Source organism: Bifidobacterium sp. LH_230, assembly GCF_056357555.1.
On the sequence record NZ_JBKEWJ010000007.1, the window covers coordinates 21,397 to 45,578 of the forward strand.

The following is a 24,182-nucleotide window of genomic DNA, read 5'->3' on the forward strand; positions in this document are numbered from 1 at the left end:
TAACGATGTGGCACCGAACCGGCCTGTGTCCGAAGAACATGCCCTACAACTGCAAAATGTTGCCGCTTGCGGGCGCAAATTCAGGATATTGACGGTTTTGCGGCGAAAAATTGACGGCGATGCCCGGTGGTGTCGCTAAATTAGTGGGTTATGCCGACTTACGATATTGGATTGGAACACGTTTCGCTCGCCTTCGCCACCAAAACCATCTTCACCGATGTGACGCAGGGTGTGTTCGAAGGCGACCGTATCGGCATCGTCGGCCGCAACGGCGACGGCAAATCCACCCTGCTGCATCTGTTCCGCGGCACGCAGGAACCGGATTCGGGCCGCGTCACCAAGCGCAACGGACTCACCTTTGGCATGCTCGACCAGCGCGATCCGCTCGACGACAATGCCACGATCCGCGAAGCCGCGCTGGAGGGGCGCGCGGACTACGAGTGGGCAGCCGAGACGCGTTCGCGCGAGATCGTCGAGGCGCTGCTTGGCGGCATGAGCCTGGACGCGAAGATCGGATCGCTGTCGGGCGGCCAGCGCCGCCGCGCCGACCTCGCCCGACTGCTGCTGCACGACTGGGACATCCTCGCGCTCGACGAACCGACCAACCACTTGGACGTGGTGACGATCCACTGGCTCGCCGAACATCTGAAGAACCGCTGGTCGCGTGGCGAAGGCGCGCTGCTGCTCGTCACCCATGACCGCTGGTTCCTCGACGAGGTATGCGAGTCGATGTGGGAGGTCCACGACGGCCTGATCGAGCCGTTCGAAGGCGGCTATTCCGCGTACATGCTTCAGCGCGTCGAACGTGACCGTCAGGCCGACGTGCGCGAAACGAAGCGCCGCAACCTCGCCCGCAAGGAGCTGGCATGGCTGACCCGCGGCGCCCGCGCCCGCTCGACTAAGCAGAAGTTCCACGTCAAGGCCGCGCGCGAACTGATCGCCGACGTGCCGCCGGTGCGCAACACGCTCGAATTGAAGCAGATGGCGACTTCGCGCTTGGGCAAGCAGGTCGTCGATCTGATCGATGTAACGCAGATCTTCGAACATGTACAAGGAAGTGCGGCGGACAGTTCAATCGCGGCGGCCGTTGATCCGGATGTGGCGGCGATGGCCGATTCCGCATCGCGCGTGGACGTAGTGCGGCCGATGTACGCCGAGCCGCAGGTGCATGGTTCGCTCGAAGTGGCCGTGACCGATATGAATGATCCGCGACTGGTGGATGCCGGCGTGCCCGAAGCCGTCGAAGCGGCCGCGGCGGCCCGTGCGGCCGAAGAGGCGATGACCGACGAGGAACGCGAGACGCGGCGCCGGCTGACCGGCGGCGAGACGATCGGCGTCGATACGACCGCGGTGACTGGTGCGGCCGATGCGGACGCCACGTCGGCCGCGCGTAAGATCACCGTCACCGGACGCAAGATCCTCGACGACGTGACATGGCTGATCGGCCCCGGCGACCGGTTCGGCATCGTCGGCGCGAACGGCGCCGGCAAGTCGACGCTGCTGCGTCTGCTCGACGGCACGCTCACCCCGACCGCCGGCCACGTGAACATCGGCAAAACCGTCAAATTCGCGGTGCTCTCGCAGCGCCTCGACGAACTCGAGAAGCTCGGCAAATACAAGATCAAGGAAGTGCTCAGCCGCTACAAGCCGAGCTACATCGTCGACGGCAAGGAAGTCACTCCCGGCCAGCTCATGGAACGGCTCGGCTTCGAGTCCGCGCAGCTCATGACGCCGATCCGCGACCTGTCGGGCGGCCAGAAGCGTCGCATGCAGCTGCTGCTCATCCTCCTCAACGAGCCGAACGTGCTGATCATGGACGAGCCCGGCAACGATCTCGACACCGACATGCTCGCCGTGATGGAGGACCTGCTCGACACTTGGCCCGGCACGCTCATCGTCGTTTCGCACGACCGGTACCTGCTCGAACGCGTCACCGACGAGCAGTTCGCGCTGATCGGCGGCAAGGTGCGGCATCTGCCTGGCGGCGTGCAGGATTATCTCGACATGGTCGAGGATATCAAGAACGGCAAGCCGCTGCCGTCGCTCGAACCGGCGTACGGCAAGAAGAAGGGCAAGGGCGTCGCCGTGACTTCCGCTGCTGCATCCGATGCCGCTGACATTGCGTCCGCTCAGGATGCCGCCGGCGATTCCGGCGAGGAGTCGGCCTCGCCCAAACTGACCGGCAAGGCGTTCCACGATGCGAGCAAGCGCGTCGCCGCCATCGACCGCAAGCTTGCCAAACTCGAGGAACTTAAAAGCGATCTCGAATCGCAGATGGCCGCGTATGATCCGAGCGACTACGAGGGCCTCAACAAGCTCAACGAGCAGCTCAAGGCAGTCGCCGACGAATCCGACGAGCTGACCGCCGAATGGATGGAACTGTCCGAACAGCTCGAGTAGACGGCCTGTGGCGCGGCGTTACATACTGTGCTGGGGTTGCACGGCCTCTTGTCTGTCAGTTTCCGCTTATCTTGGGAACTGACAGACAAGAGGCAGACGGAGCGCGTCACACCGCCTCCGGCAGAGCCCTAGGCCGCAATCTCCCACGGGTTGACGAGGTCGACGCCAGTGCCTTCGAAATCCTTGACGTTGCGTGTGGCCAGCGCCGCGCCGCGCGACCGCGCGATCGCCGCGATCATCGCATCCTGTACCCCGATCGGACGGCCGAGTTTACGTCGTATCGCGACGATGGAACCGTAATATGGCGCGGCTTGACTGTCGAACGGCAGCGTTCGTTCCTCGAACGTATCCAAGCACGCGCGAACCGTTCGCTCCAGATGATATTTTCTTCGTGATTCCGGCAACAGTGCAAGTCCGTACAACAATTCGGCGACGGTGATACTGGTCAAATGCATCTCGTGCAAGGATGTTGCGATCACCCAATGCTCCACATTGCGGGCAGGCGATCGTTTGCTGATGATCTCGCTGATCACATTGGTATCAAGAATGATCATCATCGTCTCCCAGATCCACTGGTCGCGGCTCGCGATCGTAGGTATTGCGCGGCGGCACGAAATCCTCGTCATCGTCACAGCCGTCGCCTTCAAGTAATTGATGCATCTCCGATATGAGATCAGCCGATGTCATGATCTTCCGCGCCGCATACTCCGCCGTGATCTCCTCCAGCAGCGATCTCGCTTCGGCCTCTGCCGAGCGATTATTGCGTTTGGCGATCTCCTTGAATTTCGCCAGCACGTCGTCGTCGATCCTGCGGATGGTGAGCGTCCCCATATTCGCCTCCTTGCTAGCAAAATGCTGTCAACCACTGCTGTCATTATGCTAGCAGGTGGTCGAGATCGTGATTGTCTCGTTATTGCTGCGTAAAGGGGATGTGGCAAATATCTCATTTGAACGTTGTTGCGAGACATCGGTGCTGTATGCATTGCAAGAACGGTAGAATATGAAACGACACGCCGAGCGACAAAGTTGTCCGGTTATTACAAGTGTCAGGAAAAACCAAGAAGGGAGGCCGTTATGGCTGAATATTCTGCATCACTGTACGCTCGGGTGAAGGACTATCTCGATTCCGAGCAATTGCATTACGACGAAAACCTGGAGGATGGCGTCTTCAAGTACGGCATCAGCATCAAGTCGAAGATTCGTAGCATCAATGTGGTGATCATCGTTGATACCAACAAAATCAGCGTCGTCACCACCCCGTCGTTTGGAGGGGATCCAAGCGATTCCGAAAATATGCACGCGCTCGCTGAATATGTGTGCCGGGCTAACTATGGCTTGGTGCAGGGTGGCTTCCAGCTTGATTTCCGAGACGGAGAGATCCGTTATTGGAGCGCTTTGCTGACTGATGAAAACAGTCTGCCGTCCCGGGAAGTGCTGGATCGTGTGATCTATGTGTGCTACCTGATGTGGGAACGGTATGGTGAGGGATTCCTCAAGGTGAATCTGGCTGGTGTCAGCCCGGAACAGGCTGTGACCGAGGCCGAATCTCAGCAGGACTAATAGGAGTACTTTCTTGAGTGTGCGCCGCCTTCCGGATTCGGGAGCGCGGCGCACACTCGTATTTGCTATCGTTATTTGCTACAGTTCGGCTTCGTCCCAGTGGGCGGCGGCGGGGATCGTGCGTACGGATGGCACGGTCAGCACGATCGCCACGTTGGCGGCCAGCGCGAGCAGGAACAGTGCGACGGTCATGCGGAAGCCGATCGTCGGCAGCAGCGATCCAGCTATCGCCGAACAGAACATCGTCGGCAGCATGCCCAGCAGATTGGTGAACGAGTCGACGCGCCCCTGCATGTCGGTCGGCACCTTGGCGAACACGAATCCCAGAACCAGCGAGTTGAGCGTCGGAATCGGCAGGCCGCACAGCAGCGACGACACGAGAATCACCGGATACGCGTGACTGACGAGCATCGGGGCCATCGTCGCCAACGCGACCAGCGACATGACCACCAAGCCGGTGCCGACCGCCATCCGGTCGCACACGCGGGCCGCGATCACCGCGCCGACCAGCAGTCCCGCGCCGACCGCCGTCTCCACGAATCCGATGCGCACCGAATCCACGCCGGAGCCGACCAACTGCAGCTGCACCGCGGCGAATATGCCGTTGATGCCGAAATTCAACAGCGCGGCGATCGTGCATATCGCCATCAGCGTGCGCCGACGCAACGTCCAGCGCCAGCCTGCGACGAAATCGTCGATGAACGAACCATGCGCGACCGCGGATGCATCGCTCGCTGCGTCGCGCTCGCCGTTGCGGTCGATCATGTCGCGCACATGCTCGTCGACACGCAACATGCCGGCGCTGATGCCGGCGATCGCATACATCAGCGACGCGGCGGCGAACGGCACCCACGCGCCGAACGCGTACAGCACGCCGCCGAGCGGCGAACCGGCGAGACTGATCACCGAATCGCGCCCCTGATTGAGACTCTGCGCCTTCGGATAGTCGGCGGTCGGGATGATCGAGCGCAGCATCGCGTTCGTCGCGCTGCCCAGTAGGCCGTTGACAGTGGACGCCGTGACGATGACGACGGCGAACACCGGGAAGGTGAGCAGACCGGTTGCCAGCAGAACGAACACCGCACCCCACAGGACGGTGCCGCATGCGGCGTTGAGCATGATGAGCCGTTTGCGGCTGTGCCGGTCGGCCAGCGTGCCGCCGAACACGCTGGCGGTCTGCGCGGCGATCACACTGGCGGTGGCCAGCCATCCGGCGGTCGGCAGCGAATGGGTGAGCCAGAACGCGACCAGCGAGATCGCGAAGCTTTTCATCGCCAGGCCCACGGCGGACGCGGTGTCCGCGGTGAACCAGGCGCGGTACTGTGGCCGGCTCCACAGCGAGGCGTGCGTGGCGCGTGCGGGGGAGGTCGGCGTCGTCGTGTTCGTTGCGACTACGGTTGCAGACCGTATGTTGCGGCCGTCTGCGGTGCTGTTGTCAGTGGTATTGCTGTCGGTGATGTCGTTCATGAATCGCTCCGATCAGTCCAGATAACGGAAGGCGGACAGCGCGACCATGACCTGTTCGGACCCGTCGCCTTCGGTATGCCGGTCGCCGACCGTGTTGACCCACTTGTTGGCGACGGCCATCAGTTCCTGCTGCATCCGCTCGGCCTCCTCGGCGGTCAGCCGGGTGATCGCCATGCCGTCGAGCGAGTGCCGCCACTGCTCGGGCAGCGATGATTCGGCTTGGCGGTAGCGTATGCGCGCCTCGTTGACGGTGGCGGATACGGATCGTGCGAGCGCGTCGGCGGACGCCGGGTCGATGTGCTGGTCGGAATGAACGACGAGTTTGGGTGTGGTGGCCCGCCAGCAGCTTTTGCGGGCGTCGCCGTCGGGGGATGGTATCTGCTCGACGAGTCCGGCCTTGGCGAGTTGCCTGAGGTGATAGCTGATGGTGCCGGCCGATTCGCCGGTGCGTTCGGCGATGTCGCCCACGGTGAGTGCGCCGCCGGGTGCGGCCATGATGTTCATGATGCGTATGCGCGTCGGATGCGATACGGCGCGCAGCTGCGCAAGATCGGCGCTGTACTTGTCATTGGTCATGGAAATCTCCCTTTTTCCTTGACGAGGATCATCCGATCCATTTCACAATAACTATTGTACAACAAATCTTGTATAAATCGACAATGCCGACTCCTTTCCGGCATGAGGTGGCCTCCGTGACGCGGAGCGTGACCGGGAGCGTGAGCAACGAACCTGTCGATCTTACGAATCCCTTATTGTTCAACGTTTCGGGGACTTGGTCGTGTCGCGTGACCCGATCCCGGTCACGCTCCGCGTCATGGAAGTGGCGGACGTGACGGAGGAAGGGGCATGACGGGACGAGACGTGACGGAGGGAGGGGCGTGACGGGGCGAGGGCGGAGGAGCGAGACGTGCCGAGTCCCATATCTCGGTGCAAAACGAAACAGGCTTCCCGCGTGGACGGGAAGCCTGTGCATCAATTAGGACAGCGGATGCCGTCGAATCCGTCAGCGGCCGGTGATCTCGGAGCCGATGACCTTTTCGCTCAGCGCGCGCGGGCCGCGGGTCACGGCGACCGCGCCGGAACGCACGAGTTCGATGATGCCGTAGTGCTCCAAAAGCCCGAGCAGCGCGTCGATCTTGCCCTCCGCGCCAGTCGCCTCGATGGTGAGCGACTCAGGGTTCACGTCGACCACGCGCACGCGGAACAGGCGCACGATCTCGAGCACGTCGGAACGGTTCGACTCGTCGGCCGCGACCTTGATGAGCACCAGCTCGCGTTCCACGGTCGTATCCGGGTCGAGATCGACGATCTTCAACACATGCAGCAGCTTGTTGAGCTGCTTGATGATCTGCTCGAGCGGCAGGTCTTCCACCTCGGCGGTCACCGTCACGCGCGAGATGTCCGGGCGTTCGGTGGGGGAGACGGACAGCGAGTCGATGTTGAACGCGCGGCGCGCGAACAGGCCGGCGATACGGGCCAGCACGCCCGGACGGTTCTCCACGAGCACGGACAGCGTGTGGCGCTTGGAGCCAGGCTGGGAAGCGGGATAATTAGCCATGAAAAATTCTCCTTAACCCTTCACGAACCTTAGAAACCGGCCTCGCCGAGCTCGACCGGCCCGGTCTCGCCATGCGGGCGCAGCGGCTGCGTGCCCGGGCGGTACGTCACGTCGTCGTTCGATGCACCGGCCGCGACCATCGGCCACACCATCGCGTCCTTCCACACGCGGAAGTCGATGAGCACCGGACGGTCGTTGATCGCGTTCGCCTTGTCGATCGCCGCCAGCGCCTCCTCTTCGGTGAACGCGCGCAGGCCGACGCAGCCGTACGCCTCGGCCAGCTTCACGAAGTCCGGCACGTCGAAGAACTCGGGCGTGCCCTCCTCGGCTTCGTTGTGTGCCTCGCCGTCGAGCAGGTTCGTCTGCGAGTAGTGCTGATCGTAGAACAGCGTCTGCCACTGGCGGACCATACCGTACACGGAGTTGTTCAGAATCGCGATCTTGACCGGCGCGTGGTCGAGGAACGCAGTCGCCAGCTCCTCGCTGGTCATCTGGAACGAGCCGTCGCCGTCGATCAGCCACACCGGCTTCTTGCCGGCGAAGTCGCGCGCCGAACCGACCGCCGCGCCGATCGCGGCGGGCAGGCCGAAGCCCATCGTGCCCAAGCCGCCCGAGGAGATCCACGAATGTGGCTTCTTGAAGTCGATGAGCTGCGCGGCCCACATCTGGTGCTGGCCCACGCCCGACACCCAGATCGTCGACGGATCGGCCTTGGCCGACAGCTGCTCGACCACCCACTGCGGCTGCAGCGTGCCGTCGGTCGGCTGGTCCTCCGGCTCGTCGTAGTGAATCGTGTACTCTTCGCGCAGCTTGTTGAGCTCGTCCCACCACGGCTTGACGTTCGGCTTGCCGCCGATCGCCTGCGAACGCTTGATCTCGGGGATCAGATCGTGCAGCACGGTCGCCACGTCGCCCACGATCGGCACGTCCGGCGCACGGTTCTTGCCGATCTCGGCCGGATCGATGTCGATGTGGATCACACGGGCACCCGGCGCGAACGCGTCGAGCTTGCCGGTCACGCGGTCGTCGAAACGCGCGCCGATCGCGACGAGCAGATCGCAGCGCTGCGCGGCGGCCGTCGCGGCGATGGTGCCGTGCATGCCGAGCATGCCGAGGTTCTTCGGATTGGAGTCCGGCACGATGCCGCGGGCCGGCAGGGTCGTCACGATCGGTGCACCGGTCACTTCGGCAAGTTCGGCGACCTCCTTCGACGCGTTGGAACGCGACGCGCCGCCGCCGACGTACAGCAGCGGGCGGTACGACTGCGCGAACAGCTTCGCCGCGTCCGACAGCACGCGGCCGTGCGCCTTGGTCGTCGGGTTGTAGCCGGGCAAGATCATGCGCTGCGGCCACGAATAGTACATCTCGCCGACCTGCGCGGTCTTGGTCAGATCGACCACGACCGGGCCGGGACGGCCGGAACGCGCGATGTAATGCGCTTCGGTGAGCACGCGCGGGATGTCCTGCGCGCGCGTGACCAGATACGAATGCTTGACGACCGGATAGGTCGCGCCCACGATGTCGGCCTCCTGGAACGCGTCGGTGCCGATCGCGTTCACGCCGACCTGGCCGGTGATGACCACGAGCGGCACGGAATCCATGTTCGCGTCGGCGATCGGCGTGATCATGTTCGTCGCGCCCGGACCGGACGTGACGATGCACACGCCCACGCGTCCGGTCGCCACCGCGTAGCCCTCGGCCGCATGTCCGGCGGCCTGCTCGTGACGCACGAGCGTGAAACGAAACTTCGTGTTCTCGTTGATCGCATGGTAGACCGGCAGGATCGCGCCGCCGGGCAGACCGAACACGTCCTGGACGCCCAGGTCCTCCAGCGCACGAACCAGCGCCTGTGCGCCGGTCATCTTCTCGCCGTCGACAATGGTCTGCTTATCGTTGTCCGCGTTCTTCGGAACGCCGCTGAATGCCTGAAGAGGCGTAGGTGTCGCCATGATTCCTCTCAACTTAAGGTGTGCCGGCTTGCTGGTGGTCGCGTCCGTGCCCCCGGTGCGCGGACGGTCGCGGTGATCATGCGAACGTTTGCGTCCGATGGCGGCCGTGTACGACGCTTGTGGCATTGCACACGGGGCGCTACTTGTCAAGTCCTGATTCATCCCATCCTAGTGCGGGGCGGTGAGATACGGCGATTCGTTGCCCGCATGGTGGCGGGAGCGACTGGCGGCCGTTCGGGTCAGCCCAGCGCCTTCCATGCGACCTCGGCCGCCGCCAATTGCGCCTTGCGCTTGCTGGAACCGGTGCCGGTGCCCCAGACCTTCGTCTCGTCGTCGCCGAGCAGCACCTGCGCGGTGAACACCGGCTCGTATTCCGGACCAGCGACCGACATGCGGTAATGCGGATCGCCCTTGCCCTGCTGGTGCGACTTGACTTCCAGCGAGGTCTTCCAGTCGAGCGCCGGGCCCTCGGTGGCCATCTCGCGGAACGTATCGTCCGCAAGGCGATGCACCACCTCGCGCGCGCCGTCGATGCCGTGCTCGAGGAACGTCGCGCCGATCAGCGACTCCACGATGTCGCACAGGATCGAATCCTTATCCGCGCCGCCCTCCTTCGCCTCGCCGTGGCCAAGCAGGATGTACGGGCTCACGTGCAGCTTCTCGCGGGCGATCGCGCTCAGCGCGCCCTCGGAGACGGCCTTCGCGCGGATCTTCGCGAGCTGGCCCTCGGTCATGTCGGGGTGGTCGGCGAACAGCGTTTCGGTGGCGACCAGCTCGAGCACCGCGTCGCCGAGGAATTCGAGGCGCTCGTAGTTGATTGCGCCGGGATGCTCGTGCGAGAACGAGCGGTGGGTGAGCGCCTGCACGAGCAGCTCGGGGCTGATCGTGGTGCCGAGCGCCTCCAGCAGCGGGTTGGTGGGGCTGGTGGGCGCGGGAACGTCTGCGGTGTTGGTCGTATTCGTCGAAGTCATGGTTCCTTCTCTATCGCGGTGTCGGGACAGTCGCTATGCATCGCGCCGGAGTGCTCATGTTCGCTCCGTGACATTTGGGTGAGTAGCTCGGGTCTACTAGCCCAAATGTCACGCGTATTGGCTTGTTTGCGTGATGTTTTGGATAGTAGGGCAGCTTGCTAGCAGAAATATCACGCGGGGGAGTGCGGATAAGGTGAAAAGTAGCGTGATTTGGCTGGATGCGATGGGCGTGGGGTAGATGGATGGAAAGCGGGCGGATCGGTCGTAATCGGGCGGGCAGGTACGAAAAAGCCCCGCCACCCGTCGATGGCAGGGCTTTCGATGCTTAACGCAGCCGGATCACTTGGTGTGAGCGGAGCGGATGGCCTCGCGGTAGGTGCGGCCGCGGAAGTTGCCGCAGCTCGGGCAGGCCATGTGCGGCAGCTGAGGAGCGCCGCAGTTCGGGCAGGTGACGGTCTGCACAGCAGACGCCTTCCAGTTCGCGCGACGCGAGTGAGTGTTGGCGCGCGAGGTCTTGTACTTAGGCAGTGCCATTTGTATTCCTCTGTTTCGTTCGAACGATTGAGCTTAAGCGTTCGGTAGTTTAACGCAACGGGCGTACAAAGTCCAGTCGGGCACGGCCGGCGGCCGCAACGGCCTTACTCCTGTGCCTCGAGCTGGGCCTTGAGCGCGGCCAGCGCGGCGAACCGGTTGTCGACCACGTCGTGATGGTGGTCCGGGTCCTCGTTGAGATCCGCGCCGCACTGCGAGCACAGGCCGCGGCAGTCCGGCTTGCACAGCGGCTGCAGCGGCAGCGCCTCGACCAGCGTGTCGCGGATCAGCGCCTCCAGATCGGCGAACGATCCGTTGTTCAGCAGCGGATACGTGTCCTCGGACTCGTCCTCGCCGGCGATGATCTCGACCTCGCCCTTGTCGTCGTGCTTGCCGCCCTTGCCGGAACCGTTGGATTCGGCGGAATCGTATGGGAAGAACGCGGTCACGTCCACGCTCCAGTCTCGCTTGATCGGCTTGAGGCAGCGCGTGCATTCGGCGTGCACCGGAGCGTTGATGCGCGCGGTCAGGATCAGTCCGTCGACGATCGAATCGAACGAGCCGACGACGCGCACGTCCGCGCCCTCGTCGACGCCGATCACCTGATCGCCGATGCCGCTCGGCGCGGGGAACACGGCATCGATCGGCTTGCTCTGGCCGGCGCGCGACGCGACCTGCGCCACGGACACGGCCCACTGGGAATCTTCAGGACGGGGCATGGTTTCAGCTTTCCGGATAGTCGTTGTTGTTGAGATGGGGGAGTTGCTCGCCGGCGGTGCGCTGGCGTTCATACAGTACATTAAGGCCGGCCTGCACGTCACGGTCGAGCTTGCCGAGCTGCGCCTGCAGGCCCTCCATCACCGTGGTGCAGTACTTGTCCGCGCCCTGCGTGAGCCGATCGGCCTTGGCCTGCGCCTGATCGAGGATCGCGCGCGCCTTCTGCCGGGCGATCTCGGTCACGTTCTCCTGGCCGGCGAGGAACTGCGCCTGATCGTTCGCGTCCTTGATCATATCGGCCGCGCGGCTCTGCGCCGAGGCGACGATCGCGTTCGCCTGCGTCTGCGCCGATTCGAGCCGCCGCTCGGCCTCGCGCATCAGGGCCGACGCACGTTCGAGCTGCACGGGGAGCATCTTCTTGAGCTCGTCGAGCTGGGCGGCGAAATCGTCGCGGTCCACCCTCACCATGCCGGGTGTGAAGATGCTGCCCTTCGCGTCGTCCAGCGTGAGTTCCAGCTGGTCGATGATGTCGTAGACGGTCGTGAATTCGTCGCGCGACTTGTCGACGTCGTCGTAGCCGTTGCCGTTGGCCGTTTCGCGCAGGTCGGGCAGCGCGTCCATCGGATACGGGTTGCGCGGTGCGGATTGCGCCGGGGCCTGTGACGCGGGCTGCGTCGACGATGGGGACGTGGGTTGCGCGGACGGCTGTGTCGCGGACGGCACGATCGGCGACGCCTGCGTGGCGGCGGGATCGTAGCCGGCGGCCGGCGTCTGCTGCGCCGGCGAGGTCATGCCGGCCACTGCTCCCGGTGCATCCACGGCGCCCGCCACCGGAGTCGGACCGGCGGTAGCGGGAACGACTCCGGTGGTAACGTATGCCCCTCCGTTCGCAGCGGAAGCCGTGCCGTCACCAGCTGCCGCAACACCGCCGTCAACCACCGCGGCACTGCCATCGGCTCCCGGCACGGCCGTCATCCCGGCATGCGTGGCCTGCACCTCGCTCTCGCCGGTATCGTCGTCCGTCTGATCGAATCCGTCAGTCATATCAGTCCCTTCCTTGCGAAACCCGCGTCCTACCGATCGTTCCGTTCGTTCTCCGACTGCAGCGCCTCCACCAGCATCGGCACCACGCAGTCGGGCACCATACCGGTCACGTCGCCGCCGTGGCGCGCCACGTCCTTGACGATCGAGCTGGAAATATGCTCGAGGATCGGATCGGCCGGCAGGAACAGCGTCTCGATGCCCGCGAGCTTGCGGTTGACGAGCGCCATTCCGAGTTCGGCCTCGTAGTCGCCGTTCTGCCGCAGTCCCTTGACGATCACCGTCGCGCCGACCTGCTTGCAGTAGTCGGTGATAAGCCCCTCGGTAGAGGCGACCTTGATGTTGTCGTACCCGTCCTTGGCGATGGCGCGGCGAATCACGTCGACGCGCGTGGCCTCCGAAAACATCGGCGTTTTCGCGGCATTGACGGCCACCACCACATGCACTTCGTCGAAGAAGTGCGCACACCGTTCGATCACGTCCAAATGCCCGGCGGTTACGGGGTCATACGATCCTGGACACACTGCGATAGTCATACGGTACAGACTACCGCGTCGCGGCGAAGTCGGCGGTGATTCTGGCCGTATGATTGAGAATGACATTGGACATGAGTGGGAGGTTGTGATGTCGATGATGATGACTGACGATGCGAACGTGCGCGATCTGGCCGATCCGGTATCGCCCCTGTCCACGCCGGACACCGGCTCCGACACGGCGGTGCTGGAACGCCCGCAGATCAAGGAGCAGCCGCTCAAGGACGATGGCGGCGATGCGGACCGCTACGCGCATTACGTATCCAAGGAGCGCATCGCCGAGTCGCGCCTGACCGGACGGCCGGTCGTGGCGTTGTGCGGCAAGGTGTGGGTGCCCAAGCACGATCCGTCCAAGTACCCGGTCTGCCCCGACTGCAAGCGCATCTACGAGGAGATGATGAACTGATCGGGGTCTGACGCGCTCGCGGTAAGTGGGCGGTTGCGGACGCTGATGTATTAAGTGGGCGTCGCCTACCACACGAACGACCTTCATCAGTGGGTGGTTCCGGACGGGGATCTTGCAGGTGGGTGTTTGCCTACCACGAAGGCTGTCCGTAAGTGGGTGTTTCCGGACGCGAGTTCGGTAAGTGGGTGTTCGCCTACCATAAAGACCAGCCGTAAGTGGGTGTTCCCGGACACGGGAGCAGTAAGTGGGCGTTCACCTACCATGAGCGGTCTCTGTAAGTGGGCGAATCCATACCATGAATATGAAAGTGGGTGTTTGCCTACCACGAAAACCCTGATTTGATGGTTTTCGTGGTAGGCAAACACCCACTTTCCGATTTTCTCGTCCGTTCCCGCCCACTTATACATGGAAAGTGGGCAGGGCCGGACGATTCATGGTCACAGGACCGTGGTCTCGGTAGCTGAGCCGTGAAACGGACAGTCCGGTGGACTGTCCGTAGGCGAAGTGAGCGGCCGCGATAGCGAGTCGCGAAGGATTCCTACTGAGACCGCCGTCACAGGACGGTGGTCTCAGTAGGAATCACCGGCTCGCCCTTCATGAGGGACTGTGCGGTGATCGGCAGTTCGGCCAACGCCCGCGCGCGGTACTCGTGCGCGGCCATGATCGCATCGTGGCCCTGATAGCGCGAGTCGATCTGGCCATGATCGACGTAGTCGACCAGCAGATCCTTCCAACCGTCCTTCGGCTCGTAGGCGGCCAGCGCGTCCTCCGAACCGGAGATCACATGCTCGCAATCCGCCAGATTGTACTCGTACGAACGGTAGGCGAGCTTGCGTCCCGGAATCGACGCCTTGTCCTTCGACTTCTTGGCCACCGGCTGCATCACGCCGTCCGCGCCCTCCCGTTCGGTCAGCTTGTACACCATCGCACAGGTCGGCGCGCCCGAACCGGTCACGAGCATCGTGCCCACACCGTACGAATCGACCGGCGCGGTCTGCAGCGCGGCCAGTGCGTACTCGTCCAGATCGTTCGTCACCGTGATCTTCGTGTTCGTCGCGCCCAGCGCGTCCAGCTGGTTGCGCACGCGCTGCGCGAGCGAGGCCAGATCGCCCGAGTCGATGCGGATGCCGCCCAATTCAGGCCCGGCCACCTCGACCGCGGTCTTCACGGCCTCCTCGATGTTGTACGTGTCCACCAGCAGCGTCGTGTTCTTCCCGAGCGCCGCGATCTGCGAGGCGAACGCGTCGCGCTCCGAATCATGCACGAGCGTGAAGCAGTGCGCGGCCGTGCCGATCGCCTTCAGTCCGTACATCTGCGCGGCCAGCAGGTTCGCCGTGCCCTTGAATCCGCCGATCACCGCGGCGCGCGCTGCCGCCACCGCGGCCCACTCGTTCGTGCGCCGTCCGCCCATGTCCATGCACGGGCGGTCCTTCGCGGCCGACACCATGCGCGAGGCCGCCGAGGCGACCGCCGAATCATAGTTCAGAATCGACAGCACGAGCGTCTCGAGCAGCGTGCACTCGCCGAACGTGCCCTCGACCTGCAGGATCGGCGAGTTCGGGAAGAACATCTCGCCTTCGCGGTAGCCCTTGATCGAGCCGGAGAAGCGGTAGTTTTCCAGCCACTTGATCGTCTCGGGGCTCACGACCTTGCGGTCGGAGAGAAACTTCAGGTCCTCGTCGTCCAAGTGGAAGCGTTCGAGCGCGTCGAGGATGCGTCCGGTGCCGGCCGTCACGCCGTAGCGGCGGCCCTCGGGCAGATGCCGCGTGTACACCTCGAACACGCACTTGCGGTTCGCCGTGCCGTCGCGCAGCGTCGCGTCCAGCATCGTGTACTCGTACATGTCGGTCATCAAAGCCGGTGAATAGTCCATGGAATCTCCCTTGTTTCGTTTGCGTACCAGCCTACCGCGCCGCGCGCTTACGGGCCAATCATGTGCGGAACATATCGGGCGCCGGAAGCACCCCCTGCGCGTAGACTGGCCGGTATGCGATTCATTGCGGGACTGTGGCGGCTGGCGGTCGCCGGGCTGTGCTTTGTGGGGACGTACGAGGCGTGGCAGCGGCCGGAACTGTGGGTGTATTTCACGTTCCAGACCGGCTTCGTGCTCGGGTTCACGATGCTGTGGGCCGCGGCGGCGAGCCTGGTCAAAGGCGTGCAGCCGCCCGCATGGCTCAAGGGCGTGGTCACGCTGTACGCCCTTATCGCCGCGATCGTCGCGTTCCTGCTCATGCCGCCCGACGACCCGAACTACGTGCCCCAGATACTTGGCGTCATGACCAACACGATGCTGCACCGGATCGCGCCGATCATGGCGGTGCTTGACTTCATCCTGTTCGATCCGCACCGCCGGTTCAAGTGGCATTATCCATTCAGCTGGCTGGCCTACCTGCCGATCTGGCTCGCGTTCATCGTCATCCGTGCGCTCATCTGGCCACACGCCGGGCCGGCCGCCGGCGGCAACCCATACCCGTACACGTTCATCGACGCGAACGCGCTCGGCTGGATGCAGTTCGGCATCAACTGCGCGGAACTGGCGGCCGCGTTCTTCATCCTCGGACTGATCCTGTTCATCATCGACAAGATCGAGCCGGCCAAACCGCTGCTCGGCTGAGCCGCCCGCGATCGGTACGCCGGCCGGTGCTCGGCTGGTGCTAGGTTGGGCGATATGGCTCAGATCAAGGATTTGCTTGGAAACGATACCGTGCTGCGCGCCGACGGACGCGCGGTCGACCAGCTTCGCCCAGTCCGCATCACCCGTCACTTCACCGACGTGCCGGAAGGTTCGGTGCTCATCGAATGCGGCAATACGCGCGTGATGTGCACCGCGACGTTCACGCCCGGCGTGCCGCGCTGGCGCAAGGATTCCGGACTCGGCTGGGTGACAGCAGAATATTCGATGCTGCCGCGCGCGACCACGGAACGCACCGACCGCGAGTCCGTCAAGGGCAAGATCGGCGGCCGCACGCACGAGATCAGCCGGTTGATCGGACGCTGCCTGCGCGGCGTGGTCGACATGAAGGCGCTCGGCGAGAACATGGTGCAGATCGACTGCGACGTGCTGCAGGCCGACGGCGGCACGCGCACCGCGTCGATCACCGGCGCGTACGTGGCACTCGTCGACGCGATGCATTGGGCCGAGCAGAACAAGCACATCAAGTCCGCGGACCGTGTGCTGAAAGACGTGGTGTCGGCCGTGTCGGTCGGTGTGATCGACGGCACACCGATGCTCGACCTGCCGTACCCGGAGGACAGCCGCGCGATGACCGACATGAACGTCGCGATGACCGGCTCCGGCACGTTCATCGAGATCCAGGGCACCGCCGAACACCGCCCGTTCAACCGCGCCGAGCTGAACACGCTGCTCGACCTGGCGGAAAAGGGCAACCGCGAGCTGCAGGCCGCCCAACAGGCCGCCCTCGCGCAGGACTGACCCCTATTCCTTGGCCCCCTCGGTTGAGGGGACTGTCAGCGTAGCTGACTGGGGGAGCGTCGAAGGATATGCGCGTTGATCGTTGCACTCCTCGTGTAAGCCCTAGGCAAAGGAATCCAAGAAATGGAGACATCATGAAACTCATCGTCGCCACGCACAACGAAGGCAAACTCGTCGAAATCCGCCGCATCCTCGAGGCCGGGCTCGGTCCGGACGCGGCCCGGATCGAACTCGTCTCCGCCGGCAGCCTGCACCTGCCCGACCCGGTCGAAACCGGCGTCACGTTCGAGGAGAACGCGCTGCTCAAGGCGCGTGACGTGGCCGAACGCACCGGCTGCCCGGCCATCGCCGACGACTCTGGACTCATCGTCGACGTGATGGGCAACGCGCCAGGCATCCTGTCAGCCCGCTGGGCTGGCCGCCACGGTGACGACGCGGCGAACAACGCGCTGCTGCTCGCCCAGATCGCTGACATCCCGGACGCCAAGCGCACCGCACGGTTCCGCTGCGCCGCCGCGCTCGTCGTGCCGGACACCACGGAACGCGACACCGACGAAGTCCCGGTCATCATCGCATCCGACTCGCCGCAGTCCGAAGCCGCGCTCGCCAACCGCTATCCGATCGCCGAACAGGTCGTCGAACTCGGCGACATGACCGGCCGCATCATCCACGAGCCGCGCGGCACCAACGGATTCGGCTACGATCCGCTGTTCGAGCCGGACGACCAGCCCGAACGCGCCGTGGCCGACGGCGCGGACGGCCGTCTGACCAGCGCCGAACTGACTTCGGCAGAAAAGAACGCGATCTCGCACCGCGGCAAGGCTCTGCGCGCGCTCGTGCCGGCCATCGAACGTCTGCTGCACTGAACCGGCTTGAACCGGCCGCCCCACAGCAGCAGCGGCTGCCACGGCAACAGCCGCCACGCGGGGCGGAACGCGGAAACCGCCGCCGATCGGCCCCGCTAAGAACGCGCTGTGCGGGGCCAATCAGCCGTGTTATACGGGAAGCGCCCCGCTGAGGTGCTCCTAGCGGGGCGATGCGGCGAACATTTCCGTGATTCGCCCCGCCGAGAGGCCTGTTTGCGGGGCGGATCGGCGGCAATGTCACGAATCGGCCTTGCCGGAAGCCGGACGGCGATATGATCGAACATGCCGATCATCGCGCATGCCATGCGGCCGTTGTACCAAGCGATACCAAGAAAGGATGTGGTCATGCGATCCTTCGCACTCGCCACGCTTACTCCGGACGAATTCGACGAGTTCTCCGCGTCCCATCCGCAGGGCAACTTCCAGCAGACCTCGGCGGCCGGCCGTATGCGTGCCGCACAGGGCGTCGGGGTCGAATATCTGGCCGTGCGTGAGAACGATCGCATCGTCGCCGCGGCGCTGTACGAGACGCGCCGGTCGCGCCTGTCCACATTCGGCGTCATCCACGACGGTCCGCTGTGCGATCTGCACGACCGCGAACTGACCACGTTCTTCATCACGCAACTCAAGGCGCACGCCAAGGCGAAGGGCGCGTCGTCGCTCGAGATCACGCCCGAGATGCCGTATCTGCTGCGCGACACGGACGGCGAACCGCTGTCGGACGCGGTGCCGGCCGATGACGCAGTCGCGCTGCTCAAGGAACTCGGCTTTACGCACGACGGCTTCACGCGTGAATACACGCCGGTACCGCGCTGGCGGTATCTCAAGGATCTGACCGGTCTGGACGACGAGAAGGCGTTGCTCAAGTCGTACGACAAGCGCACGCAGTGGAGCGTCAAGCGCGCCGCGTCGATGGGCGTGCACGTGCGCGAGCTGGCCGACGACGAGCTCGGCGTGTTCGCCTCGATCGAACAGCAGACCGCCGAACGCCGCAGCTTCGAATACCGCGGCGAGGAGTATTTCCACCGGTTCAAGGCCGCCTACGGCAAGGCCGCGCACTTCATGGTCGCGGAGATCCACATCGCCGAATACCTTGCGGACATGCGCAACAAGCGTGCCGCGCTGCAGCGCAAGGTGGACGATCTGCAGGCCAAATACGAGGCGCATCCGACCACGAAGACGGAACGTCAGCTGGGGGAGGAGAGCCGCAATCTGGCCGCCGCCGACAAGCGTCTGGCCGAGGCCGCCGAATTCGCGAAGGACGGCGACGTGCTGCCGGCCGCAGCCTCGCTGTTCGTGGAACATCCTCGTGAAACCATCTACCTGTTCTCGGGCAGCGTCGAGGAATACAAGCCGTTTTACGCGTCCGCGCTCATCCAGCATTACGCCATGCTGCACCTGTGCATCGAGCGTGGCGTGACCCGGTACAACTTCTACGGCATCGACGGCGTGTTCGACGACCCGAACGACGAGGGCCGCGGCGTGCTCGAATTCAAGCAGGGCTTCAACGGATACGTCGAGGAGCTGCTCGGCCGCTTCGAGGCGCCGGTGCGCCCGCTGCGCTACCGGCTCGAGCATCTCGCGCACCAGCTGTTGCGGCGGTAGGCGCGCGCAAAGACGCGATGATGATGCCGAAATGGCCGGAATCGAATCTGATTCCGGCCATTTCCATATCGGATGAGGTGTGCTGTCGTGTGCTGTCGTGCGCGATGTCACGCCGGCAGCAGGAAGTTCGCCCCGGTCATCAGGCAGATCGCGATGATCGCCGACGTGGCGAGCGTGAACCCGGCGAGCTTCGCGTTGCCGAGCACCTTGTCGGTGAACAGCGTCGAGAACACGGCGGTCGGCGCGAGCGTGAGCATCACCGCGGCCTTGCGCACCTCGGCGTCGAACGGCAGCAGGAACCATGCGGCGCACGCGAACAGCAGTCCCATCGGCAGTCGCCATCCGAGTACGCGCGCCACGTCCTTCACGTCCTTGGCCGTGTGCGGCAGGTCCATGAGCATGCCCACCATGAACACCGAGCAGAACGAGTTCGCGTCGGCCACCGGCTGCAGCAACGTCGGCACCACGCCCGGAATCTTCACGTCGAACAGCATGATGACGATCATGAGCATGTAGATGTCGAACGGAATCGACGTGACGAATCCCATGACGATCTTGCGCAGCTTCGCACGCCGGGCCATGCGCCGCGCGTCGCGGTCGGTCGGCCGCACGTACGGCACGGTCGGCGCGTCGCCCGCGTCCTGTTCTGTCAGCGGCCGGTCCATGTCGATATGCAGCAGCGACGTGGTCATCACGTTCGTGCCGGCCGTCACCATGATCGAATTGCCGACGTCGAACATGGCCGCCGTGATGAGCGCGGACGGTCCCATGAACGCCTGCAGGACGGGGAAGCAGAAGTTGCCCACGTTGAAGCCGGACGCGTTGAGCATGAGGAACGCGCGGTCGGCGACCGGCTTGCGGCGCGTGGCGAGGTAGACGAGCGGCAGCGGCAGCATCGCGCACAGGAAACCGAACGCGGAGACCAGCAGCATGCTGATATGGTGCGGATTCGTGGCGAACGAGACGATGACCGACGCGGGCAACGTGAAGTTGAACACGACGACCTGCATGACGCGGTAGTCGCGCGGCTTGAACAGACCGGCGCGTTTGACGGCGTACGCGGCGAAGATGATCAGCAGGAAGGCGATGGGCTTGAGGATCGCTGACACGGTTCGGCCTCTCTTCTCCCGAGCCGTTCCGCGCTGCCTCTGCCGATCGCTGTCGAATGGCAAGGGGTGCGCGAGATGGGACTCGAACCCACACGTCAAAGACACAGGAACCTAAATCCTGCGCGTCTACCAATTCCGCCACACGCGCGTCACCGGGCCAGCTTCGTGAACTGCGCCCGATCGGAACTCGTCCATGCTAGCAAAAACCCCGAACCGGTTGGGGTTCGGGGTGGTGGAGCCACTTGACAGAATCGAACTGTCGACCTGCTCATTACGAGTGAGCCGCTCTACCGACTGAGCTAAAGTGGCTTGTTGCCCGGATCGCATTCGCTTTCCGCGCACAAGTAGGTTAGTGTACCGGATGATGCGGTCGATGGCAAATCAGGGCTGCATCGGTTGCGTCGTCCGGCGTGTCGCGGAGCTGCGCGCGGTGCGATGGTGACGGTGAGGGGCGTTGCCGTCGGGCTGGTTGATCGATCGTGTGATGGATTGTGGTGGATTTTCGTAGGATCGTTGGTGGATTGCGAGTATCTGCTGATGTGATCGTCTGGCCGCAGCCATGTCGAGTCGTGTCGTCGTGTGCCGTGGCGACGACGTCGCAGTCGTAGATACGATATCGTCAGGATGTTGTCAAGATATTGCTAACGTTTGCTTCGCAATGTTCGCCTACGGTTTCCCGATGTTCACCGGTACGTTGTCGTGACGTTAATTTGTGTAGTTATGTCTGCTTTTGTGAGTATCTTGTTCTATGAAGTAAACGATACGGTTCCGGCCCGGCCGACGGCCGACGGCGGCGCCGCGTCGCTTCGCTAAGTGATGATGAAAGGACCAATACCTATGGCCATCAATCCTCCTATCGACGCCACGAAGACCCCGGCGTGGGTCGCGCTGCAGAAGCACTACGACGAGCTGCAGGCCGAGGGCATCAGCCTCAAGAAGTGGTTCGCGGAAGACGCCGACCGCGTCAAGGAGCTGAGCTTCGACGCCGGCGACCTGCACTTCGACCTGTCCAAGAACCTGATCAAGCCGGAGACCCTGCGTCTGTTCACCTTCCTCGCCGACGAGGTCAAGCTGGGCGACCGCATCAAGGCCATGTACTCCGGCGTCCACATCAACAACACCGAGGACCGCGCCGTGCTGCACACCGCGCTGCGTCGCCCGGTCGAGGACGAGGGCAAGTACATCGTCGACGGTCAGGACACCGTCAAGGACGTGCGTGAGGTGCTCGACCGCATCTACAAGTTCGCCGACGACGTGCGTTCCGGCAAGTGGACCGGCGTGACCGGCCGCAAGATCGAGACCGTCGTCAACATCGGCATCGGCGGTTCCGACCTGGGTCCCGTCATGGTGTACGAGGCGCTCAAGCCGTACGCCGACGCCGGCATCTCCGCCCGCTACATCTCCAACATCGACCCGAACGATCTGGCCGAGAAGACCAAGGGCCTCGACCCGGAGACCACCCTGTTCATCATCGTCTCCAAGACCTTCACCACGCTGGAGACCCTGACCAACGCCCGTGAGGCCCGCACCTGGCTGCTCGAGCAGCTCGTCGCCAACGGCGCCATCGCCGAAGGCGACGCCGCCCAGCGCGCCGAGGCCATCAAGAAGCACTTCGTCGCCGTCTCCACCAACCTGGAGAAGGTCGCCGAGTTCGGCATCGACCCGAACAACGCGTTCGGCTTCTGGAACTGGGTCGGCGGCCGCTACTCCGTCGACTCCGCCGTCGGCACCTCCCTCGCCGTCGTCTTCGGCCCGGCCCGCTTCGAGGAGTTCCTGCACGGCTTCCACGAGATCGACGAGTACTTCGCCAACACCCCGTTCGAGAAGAACGTCGTCGTGCTGCTCGGCATGCTCAACGTCTGGTACCGCAACTTCTTCAAGGCCGCCTCGCACGCCGTGCTGCCGTACGACCAGTACCTGCACCGTTTCCCGGCCTACCTGCAGCAGCTGACCATGGAGTCCAACGGCAAGTCCGTGCGTTGGGACGGCACCCCGGTCACCACTGAGACCGGCGAGATCTTCTGGGGCGAGCCGGGCACCAACGGCCAGCACGCCTTCTACCAGCTGATCCACCAGGGCACCCAGCTCATCCCGGCCGACTTCATCGCGTTCGTCAACACCCCGAACCCGACCAAGGACGGCGACCAGGACGTGCACGAGCTGTTCCTCGGCAACTACCTCGCGCAGACCAAGGCCCTCGCGTTCGGCAAGACCGCCGACGAGGTCCGTGCCGAAGGCACCCCGGAGGAGATCGTCCCGGCCCGCGTGTTCACCGGCAACCGCCCGACCACCTCGATCTTCGGCGTCGCGCTGACCCCGTTCTCGCTCGGCGAGCTCATCGCCCTGTACGAGCACATCACCTTCGTCGAGGGCACCGTGTGGGGCCTGGACTCCTACGATCAGTGGGGCGTCGAGCTCGGCAAGCAGCTTGCCAAGCAGATCACCCCGGCGATCTCCAAGGACGACGAGGCCCTGGCCGCGCAGGACGCGTCCACCCAGGCGCTCATCAAGTTCTACCGCGCGAACCGTGAGTTCTGATTCCTGGGGAATCAGAACGCAGTGTCCAGCGCGGACACGTTGCGTCCGGCTACGAACAGTCCACTGGACCGTTCGTCACGAGTTCTGATTCGCCGCTCTGAACGAGCGTTGAGATAGCGAGTTGAGGCTCTTCCCCATTCGTCATGGGGAAGAGCCTTTTCGTTGTTCCGGGAAGAGTTGCGCTGACTGTGTCTCAGCGCAACTATTCCCGGAACATAGGGATGATTTCCTGAATTTGTTGCGCTGAGCACTTGGCGGCGCAACTATTCTCGGACGAAGCCGCTGATTTCCGAAAATAGTTGCGCTGAGACACCATCGAGTGGAATCGCGGGACGGAATCGCTGAGAGGAATCGTCGGACAGAACCACCGAGAGGAATCACGAAGTGGGGGCAACAAACAAAAGCGAATACGAGAAAAAACAACTCGGGCATCCGAACGGACGCAGGTAACGCGGGCTGAGTATCCTTGGGACGTGGGAGTAATCAATGAAGCAAGGAGGCAGCATGGTAACGACCTACCAGACCGATTATCCGATGGCGGCCAAGGTCTATTTCACGCGTGACATCAGCCCGGCCGGACTGATGCGGGCCTACGAGGCGCTCGGCGCCCGCCCGCAGGGCAAGGTCGCGGTCAAGCTCAGCTCCGGCGAAGGCGGCAACAAGCACTACCTGCAGCCGGCGCTCATCGCCGATCTCGTACACGAACTCGACGGCACGATCGTCGAATGCAACACCGCGTACCCGGGCACGCGCGACACCAGCGAACACCACTGGAAGACGATTCGCGAGCACGGCTTCACCGACATCGCGCCGTGCGACATCCAGGACGAGGACGGCGAGATCACGATCCCGGTCGAAGGCGGCAAGCGCATCACCGGCGACATCGTCGGCTCGCACTTCCCGAACTACGACTACTATGCCGTGCTCTCGCATTTCAAGGGGCATGCGATGGGCGGCTTCGGCGGCGCGCTCAAGAACATCTCGATCGGCATGGCGTCGTCGAACGGCAAGCGTCGGCTGCATTCGGGCGGCGACAAGATCCTCGCCAACCCGTTCAGCGGCGACCAGGACGCCTTCCTCGAGGCGATGGCCGAGGCCGCGACCGCCGTGTTCAACGCGCTCAAGGGCAACATGCTGTTCATCGACGTGATGAACAACCTCTCGGTCGACTGCGACTGCGACGGCAACGCATCGGCGCCGTGCATGCACGACATCGGCATCTTCGCGTCGCTTGACCCGGTGGCCGTCGATCAGGCGTGCGTCGACCGGATCTACACGTCCGGCGAGGACAATTCCGCAATGATCGAACGCATCGAATCACGCCACGGCATCCACACCATCGAACACGCGGTCGAGATGGGACTTGGCAGCCGCGAATACCAGCTCATCGATCTCGACGCCCGCTGATATTTGTCATTTCGACCGAGCGTAGCGAGTGGAGAAATCTTACAGGAGTCGGGCACTTCATAAGATTTCTCGACTTCGCTCGAAATGACAA

Annotated in this window: 21 protein-coding genes, 2 tRNA genes and 2 pseudogenes; 10 read left to right on the top strand and 15 right to left on the bottom strand. The window is 63.8% G+C overall.

Translation table 11 applies throughout. The annotated features are described in order from the left end of the window. Positions 1-150: 150 nt before the first annotated feature. Positions 151-2,101: pseudogene (locus tag AC1A0G_RS04615) on the top strand (ABC-F family ATP-binding cassette domain-containing protein); the annotation flags it as partial. Between the two features lie 65 nt (positions 2,102-2,166). Then, positions 2,167-2,400: pseudogene (locus AC1A0G_RS04620) on the top strand (ABC transporter C-terminal domain-containing protein); the annotation flags it as partial. 128 nt (positions 2,401-2,528) lie between these two features. Here AC1A0G_RS04620 and AC1A0G_RS04625 read toward each other — a convergent pair. Next, positions 2,529-2,954, bottom strand: coding sequence for a PIN domain-containing protein (locus AC1A0G_RS04625; RefSeq protein ID WP_476527908.1), 426 nt, complete (start codon positions 2,952-2,954; stop codon positions 2,529-2,531). After that, on the bottom strand, positions 2,941-3,231 hold the full coding sequence (locus AC1A0G_RS04630; protein WP_476527909.1) for a FitA-like ribbon-helix-helix domain-containing protein: 291 nt from the start codon (positions 3,229-3,231) through the stop codon (positions 2,941-2,943). The genes AC1A0G_RS04625 and AC1A0G_RS04630 overlap by 14 nt, the downstream gene beginning before the upstream one ends. A 243-nt stretch (positions 3,232-3,474) precedes the next feature. On the opposite strand from AC1A0G_RS04630, the gene AC1A0G_RS04635 reads away from it, so the two are divergent. Continuing rightward, on the top strand, positions 3,475-3,960 hold the full coding sequence (locus AC1A0G_RS04635; protein ID WP_476527910.1) for a type III secretion system chaperone family protein: 486 nt from the start codon (positions 3,475-3,477) through the stop codon (positions 3,958-3,960). Between the two features lie 78 nt (positions 3,961-4,038). Here the strand turns inward: AC1A0G_RS04635 and AC1A0G_RS04640 are convergent, their stop codons facing one another. From AC1A0G_RS04640 to coaD, 9 genes are all read right to left on the bottom strand, one after another. Continuing rightward, positions 4,039-5,427, bottom strand: coding sequence for an MFS transporter (locus AC1A0G_RS04640; RefSeq protein WP_476527912.1), 1,389 nt, complete (start codon positions 5,425-5,427; stop codon positions 4,039-4,041). Between the two features lie 12 nt (positions 5,428-5,439). Continuing rightward, a complete protein-coding gene (locus AC1A0G_RS04645; protein WP_476527913.1) occupies positions 5,440-6,003 on the bottom strand; it encodes an ArsR/SmtB family transcription factor in 564 nt (187 codons plus the stop codon). A 427-nt stretch (positions 6,004-6,430) separates the two neighbouring features. Beyond that, entirely contained in the window at positions 6,431-6,985 is a 555-nt protein-coding gene (gene ilvN / locus AC1A0G_RS04650; RefSeq protein ID WP_214372324.1) for an acetolactate synthase small subunit, read from the bottom strand. Between the two features lie 29 nt (positions 6,986-7,014). Next, positions 7,015-8,934, bottom strand: coding sequence for an acetolactate synthase large subunit (locus tag AC1A0G_RS04655; RefSeq protein WP_476527915.1), 1,920 nt, complete (start codon positions 8,932-8,934; stop codon positions 7,015-7,017). A 239-nt stretch (positions 8,935-9,173) separates the two neighbouring features. Beyond that, positions 9,174-9,905 carry a ribonuclease III gene (gene rnc, locus AC1A0G_RS04660; RefSeq protein WP_476527917.1) on the bottom strand — a complete coding sequence of 244 codons (732 nt, stop codon included), beginning with the start codon at positions 9,903-9,905 and terminating at the stop codon, positions 9,174-9,176. A gap of 339 nt (positions 9,906-10,244) precedes the next feature. Then, complete coding sequence (gene rpmF, locus AC1A0G_RS04665; protein ID WP_152357822.1) at positions 10,245-10,439, bottom strand: 50S ribosomal protein L32; 195 nt, start codon at positions 10,437-10,439, stop codon at positions 10,245-10,247. Between the two features lie 104 nt (positions 10,440-10,543). Further along, positions 10,544-11,155: a YceD family protein gene (locus AC1A0G_RS04670; protein WP_476527918.1), complete on the bottom strand. Its 612-nt coding sequence runs from the start codon at positions 11,153-11,155 to the stop codon at positions 10,544-10,546. Between the two features lie 4 nt (positions 11,156-11,159). Continuing rightward, positions 11,160-11,945 (bottom strand): ATP synthase F0 subunit B, encoded by a 786-nt coding sequence (locus tag AC1A0G_RS04675; RefSeq protein ID WP_476528026.1) that lies wholly within the window; start codon positions 11,943-11,945, stop codon positions 11,160-11,162. Positions 11,946-12,226: 281 nt separating this feature from the next. Then, entirely contained in the window at positions 12,227-12,730 is a 504-nt protein-coding gene (gene coaD, locus AC1A0G_RS04680; RefSeq protein WP_476527919.1) for a pantetheine-phosphate adenylyltransferase, read from the bottom strand. A 94-nt stretch (positions 12,731-12,824) separates the two neighbouring features. On the opposite strand from coaD, the gene AC1A0G_RS04685 reads away from it, so the two are divergent. Further along, complete coding sequence (locus AC1A0G_RS04685) at positions 12,825-13,133, top strand: DUF3039 domain-containing protein (RefSeq protein ID WP_476528028.1); 309 nt, start codon at positions 12,825-12,827, stop codon at positions 13,131-13,133. 553 nt (positions 13,134-13,686) lie between these two features. Here AC1A0G_RS04685 and AC1A0G_RS04690 read toward each other — a convergent pair. Further along, positions 13,687-15,006, bottom strand: coding sequence for a nicotinate phosphoribosyltransferase (locus tag AC1A0G_RS04690; RefSeq protein ID WP_476527920.1), 1,320 nt, complete (start codon positions 15,004-15,006; stop codon positions 13,687-13,689). Between the two features lie 114 nt (positions 15,007-15,120). Between AC1A0G_RS04690 and AC1A0G_RS04695 the strand changes: the two genes are divergently transcribed. From AC1A0G_RS04695 to AC1A0G_RS04710, 4 genes are all read left to right on the top strand, one after another. Continuing rightward, positions 15,121-15,747 carry a Pr6Pr family membrane protein gene (locus AC1A0G_RS04695; protein WP_476527922.1) on the top strand — a complete coding sequence of 209 codons (627 nt, stop codon included), beginning with the start codon at positions 15,121-15,123 and terminating at the stop codon, positions 15,745-15,747. A gap of 54 nt (positions 15,748-15,801) precedes the next feature. Beyond that, positions 15,802-16,566, top strand: a complete 765-nt coding sequence (rph, locus tag AC1A0G_RS04700; protein ID WP_476527924.1) for a ribonuclease PH — start codon at positions 15,802-15,804, stop codon at positions 16,564-16,566. Between the two features lie 134 nt (positions 16,567-16,700). Next, positions 16,701-17,432, top strand: a complete 732-nt coding sequence (locus tag AC1A0G_RS04705; RefSeq protein WP_476527926.1) for a non-canonical purine NTP pyrophosphatase — start codon at positions 16,701-16,703, stop codon at positions 17,430-17,432. Positions 17,433-17,777: 345 nt separating this feature from the next. Beyond that, the gene (locus tag AC1A0G_RS04710) at positions 17,778-19,037 is read left to right on the top strand and encodes an aminoacyltransferase (RefSeq protein WP_476527927.1); all 1,260 of its coding nucleotides are present in this window, start codon (positions 17,778-17,780) and stop codon (positions 19,035-19,037) included. Positions 19,038-19,144: 107 nt separating this feature from the next. Here AC1A0G_RS04710 and AC1A0G_RS04715 read toward each other — a convergent pair whose 3' ends face one another. The 3 genes from AC1A0G_RS04715 to AC1A0G_RS04725 form a co-directional block, all read right to left on the bottom strand. After that, the gene (locus AC1A0G_RS04715) at positions 19,145-20,146 is read right to left on the bottom strand and encodes an AEC family transporter (RefSeq protein ID WP_476527929.1); all 1,002 of its coding nucleotides are present in this window, start codon (positions 20,144-20,146) and stop codon (positions 19,145-19,147) included. Positions 20,147-20,213: 67 nt separating this feature from the next. After that, a tRNA-Leu gene (locus tag AC1A0G_RS04720) sits at positions 20,214-20,294 on the bottom strand. A gap of 85 nt (positions 20,295-20,379) precedes the next feature. After that, positions 20,380-20,455 (bottom strand) — tRNA-Thr (locus AC1A0G_RS04725). Positions 20,456-20,983: 528 nt separating this feature from the next. Between AC1A0G_RS04725 and pgi the strand changes: the two genes are divergently transcribed. Together pgi and AC1A0G_RS04735 are read left to right on the top strand one after the other, a co-directional pair. Then, a complete protein-coding gene (pgi, locus tag AC1A0G_RS04730) occupies positions 20,984-22,684 on the top strand; it encodes a glucose-6-phosphate isomerase (RefSeq protein WP_476527931.1) in 1,701 nt (566 codons plus the stop codon). Positions 22,685-23,188: 504 nt separating this feature from the next. After that, on the top strand, positions 23,189-24,091 hold the full coding sequence (locus AC1A0G_RS04735; protein ID WP_476527932.1) for a DUF362 domain-containing protein: 903 nt from the start codon (positions 23,189-23,191) through the stop codon (positions 24,089-24,091). Positions 24,092-24,182: the final 91 nt, after the last annotated feature.

Excerpts from the sequence above, each read along its gene's own strand:
- AC1A0G_RS04625 (WP_476527908.1), bottom strand. The coding sequence starts at position 2,954 with ATGATCATTCTTGATACCAATGTGATCAGCGAGATCATCAGCAAACGA.
- AC1A0G_RS04630 (WP_476527909.1), bottom strand. The coding sequence starts at position 3,231 with ATGGGGACGCTCACCATCCGCAGGATCGACGACGACGTGCTGGCGAAA.
- AC1A0G_RS04635 (WP_476527910.1), top strand. The coding sequence starts at position 3,475 with ATGGCTGAATATTCTGCATCACTGTACGCTCGGGTGAAGGACTATCTC.
- AC1A0G_RS04640 (WP_476527912.1), bottom strand. The coding sequence starts at position 5,427 with ATGAACGACATCACCGACAGCAATACCACTGACAACAGCACCGCAGAC.
- AC1A0G_RS04645 (WP_476527913.1), bottom strand. The coding sequence starts at position 6,003 with ATGACCAATGACAAGTACAGCGCCGATCTTGCGCAGCTGCGCGCCGTA.
- ilvN (WP_214372324.1), bottom strand. The coding sequence starts at position 6,985 with ATGGCTAATTATCCCGCTTCCCAGCCTGGCTCCAAGCGCCACACGCTG.
- AC1A0G_RS04655 (WP_476527915.1), bottom strand. The coding sequence starts at position 8,934 with ATGGCGACACCTACGCCTCTTCAGGCATTCAGCGGCGTTCCGAAGAAC.
- rnc (WP_476527917.1), bottom strand. The coding sequence starts at position 9,905 with ATGACTTCGACGAATACGACCAACACCGCAGACGTTCCCGCGCCCACC.
- rpmF (WP_152357822.1), bottom strand. The coding sequence starts at position 10,439 with ATGGCACTGCCTAAGTACAAGACCTCGCGCGCCAACACTCACTCGCGT.
- AC1A0G_RS04670 (WP_476527918.1), bottom strand. The coding sequence starts at position 11,155 with ATGCCCCGTCCTGAAGATTCCCAGTGGGCCGTGTCCGTGGCGCAGGTC.
- AC1A0G_RS04675 (WP_476528026.1), bottom strand. The coding sequence starts at position 11,945 with ATGACCTCGCCGGCGCAGCAGACGCCGGCCGCCGGCTACGATCCCGCC.
- coaD (WP_476527919.1), bottom strand. The coding sequence starts at position 12,730 with ATGACTATCGCAGTGTGTCCAGGATCGTATGACCCCGTAACCGCCGGG.
- AC1A0G_RS04685 (WP_476528028.1), top strand. The coding sequence starts at position 12,825 with ATGATGATGACTGACGATGCGAACGTGCGCGATCTGGCCGATCCGGTA.
- AC1A0G_RS04690 (WP_476527920.1), bottom strand. The coding sequence starts at position 15,006 with ATGGACTATTCACCGGCTTTGATGACCGACATGTACGAGTACACGATG.
- AC1A0G_RS04695 (WP_476527922.1), top strand. The coding sequence starts at position 15,121 with ATGCGATTCATTGCGGGACTGTGGCGGCTGGCGGTCGCCGGGCTGTGC.
- rph (WP_476527924.1), top strand. The coding sequence starts at position 15,802 with ATGGCTCAGATCAAGGATTTGCTTGGAAACGATACCGTGCTGCGCGCC.
- AC1A0G_RS04705 (WP_476527926.1), top strand. The coding sequence starts at position 16,701 with ATGAAACTCATCGTCGCCACGCACAACGAAGGCAAACTCGTCGAAATC.
- AC1A0G_RS04710 (WP_476527927.1), top strand. The coding sequence starts at position 17,778 with ATGCGATCCTTCGCACTCGCCACGCTTACTCCGGACGAATTCGACGAG.
- pgi (WP_476527931.1), top strand. The coding sequence starts at position 20,984 with ATGGCCATCAATCCTCCTATCGACGCCACGAAGACCCCGGCGTGGGTC.
- AC1A0G_RS04735 (WP_476527932.1), top strand. The coding sequence starts at position 23,189 with ATGGTAACGACCTACCAGACCGATTATCCGATGGCGGCCAAGGTCTAT.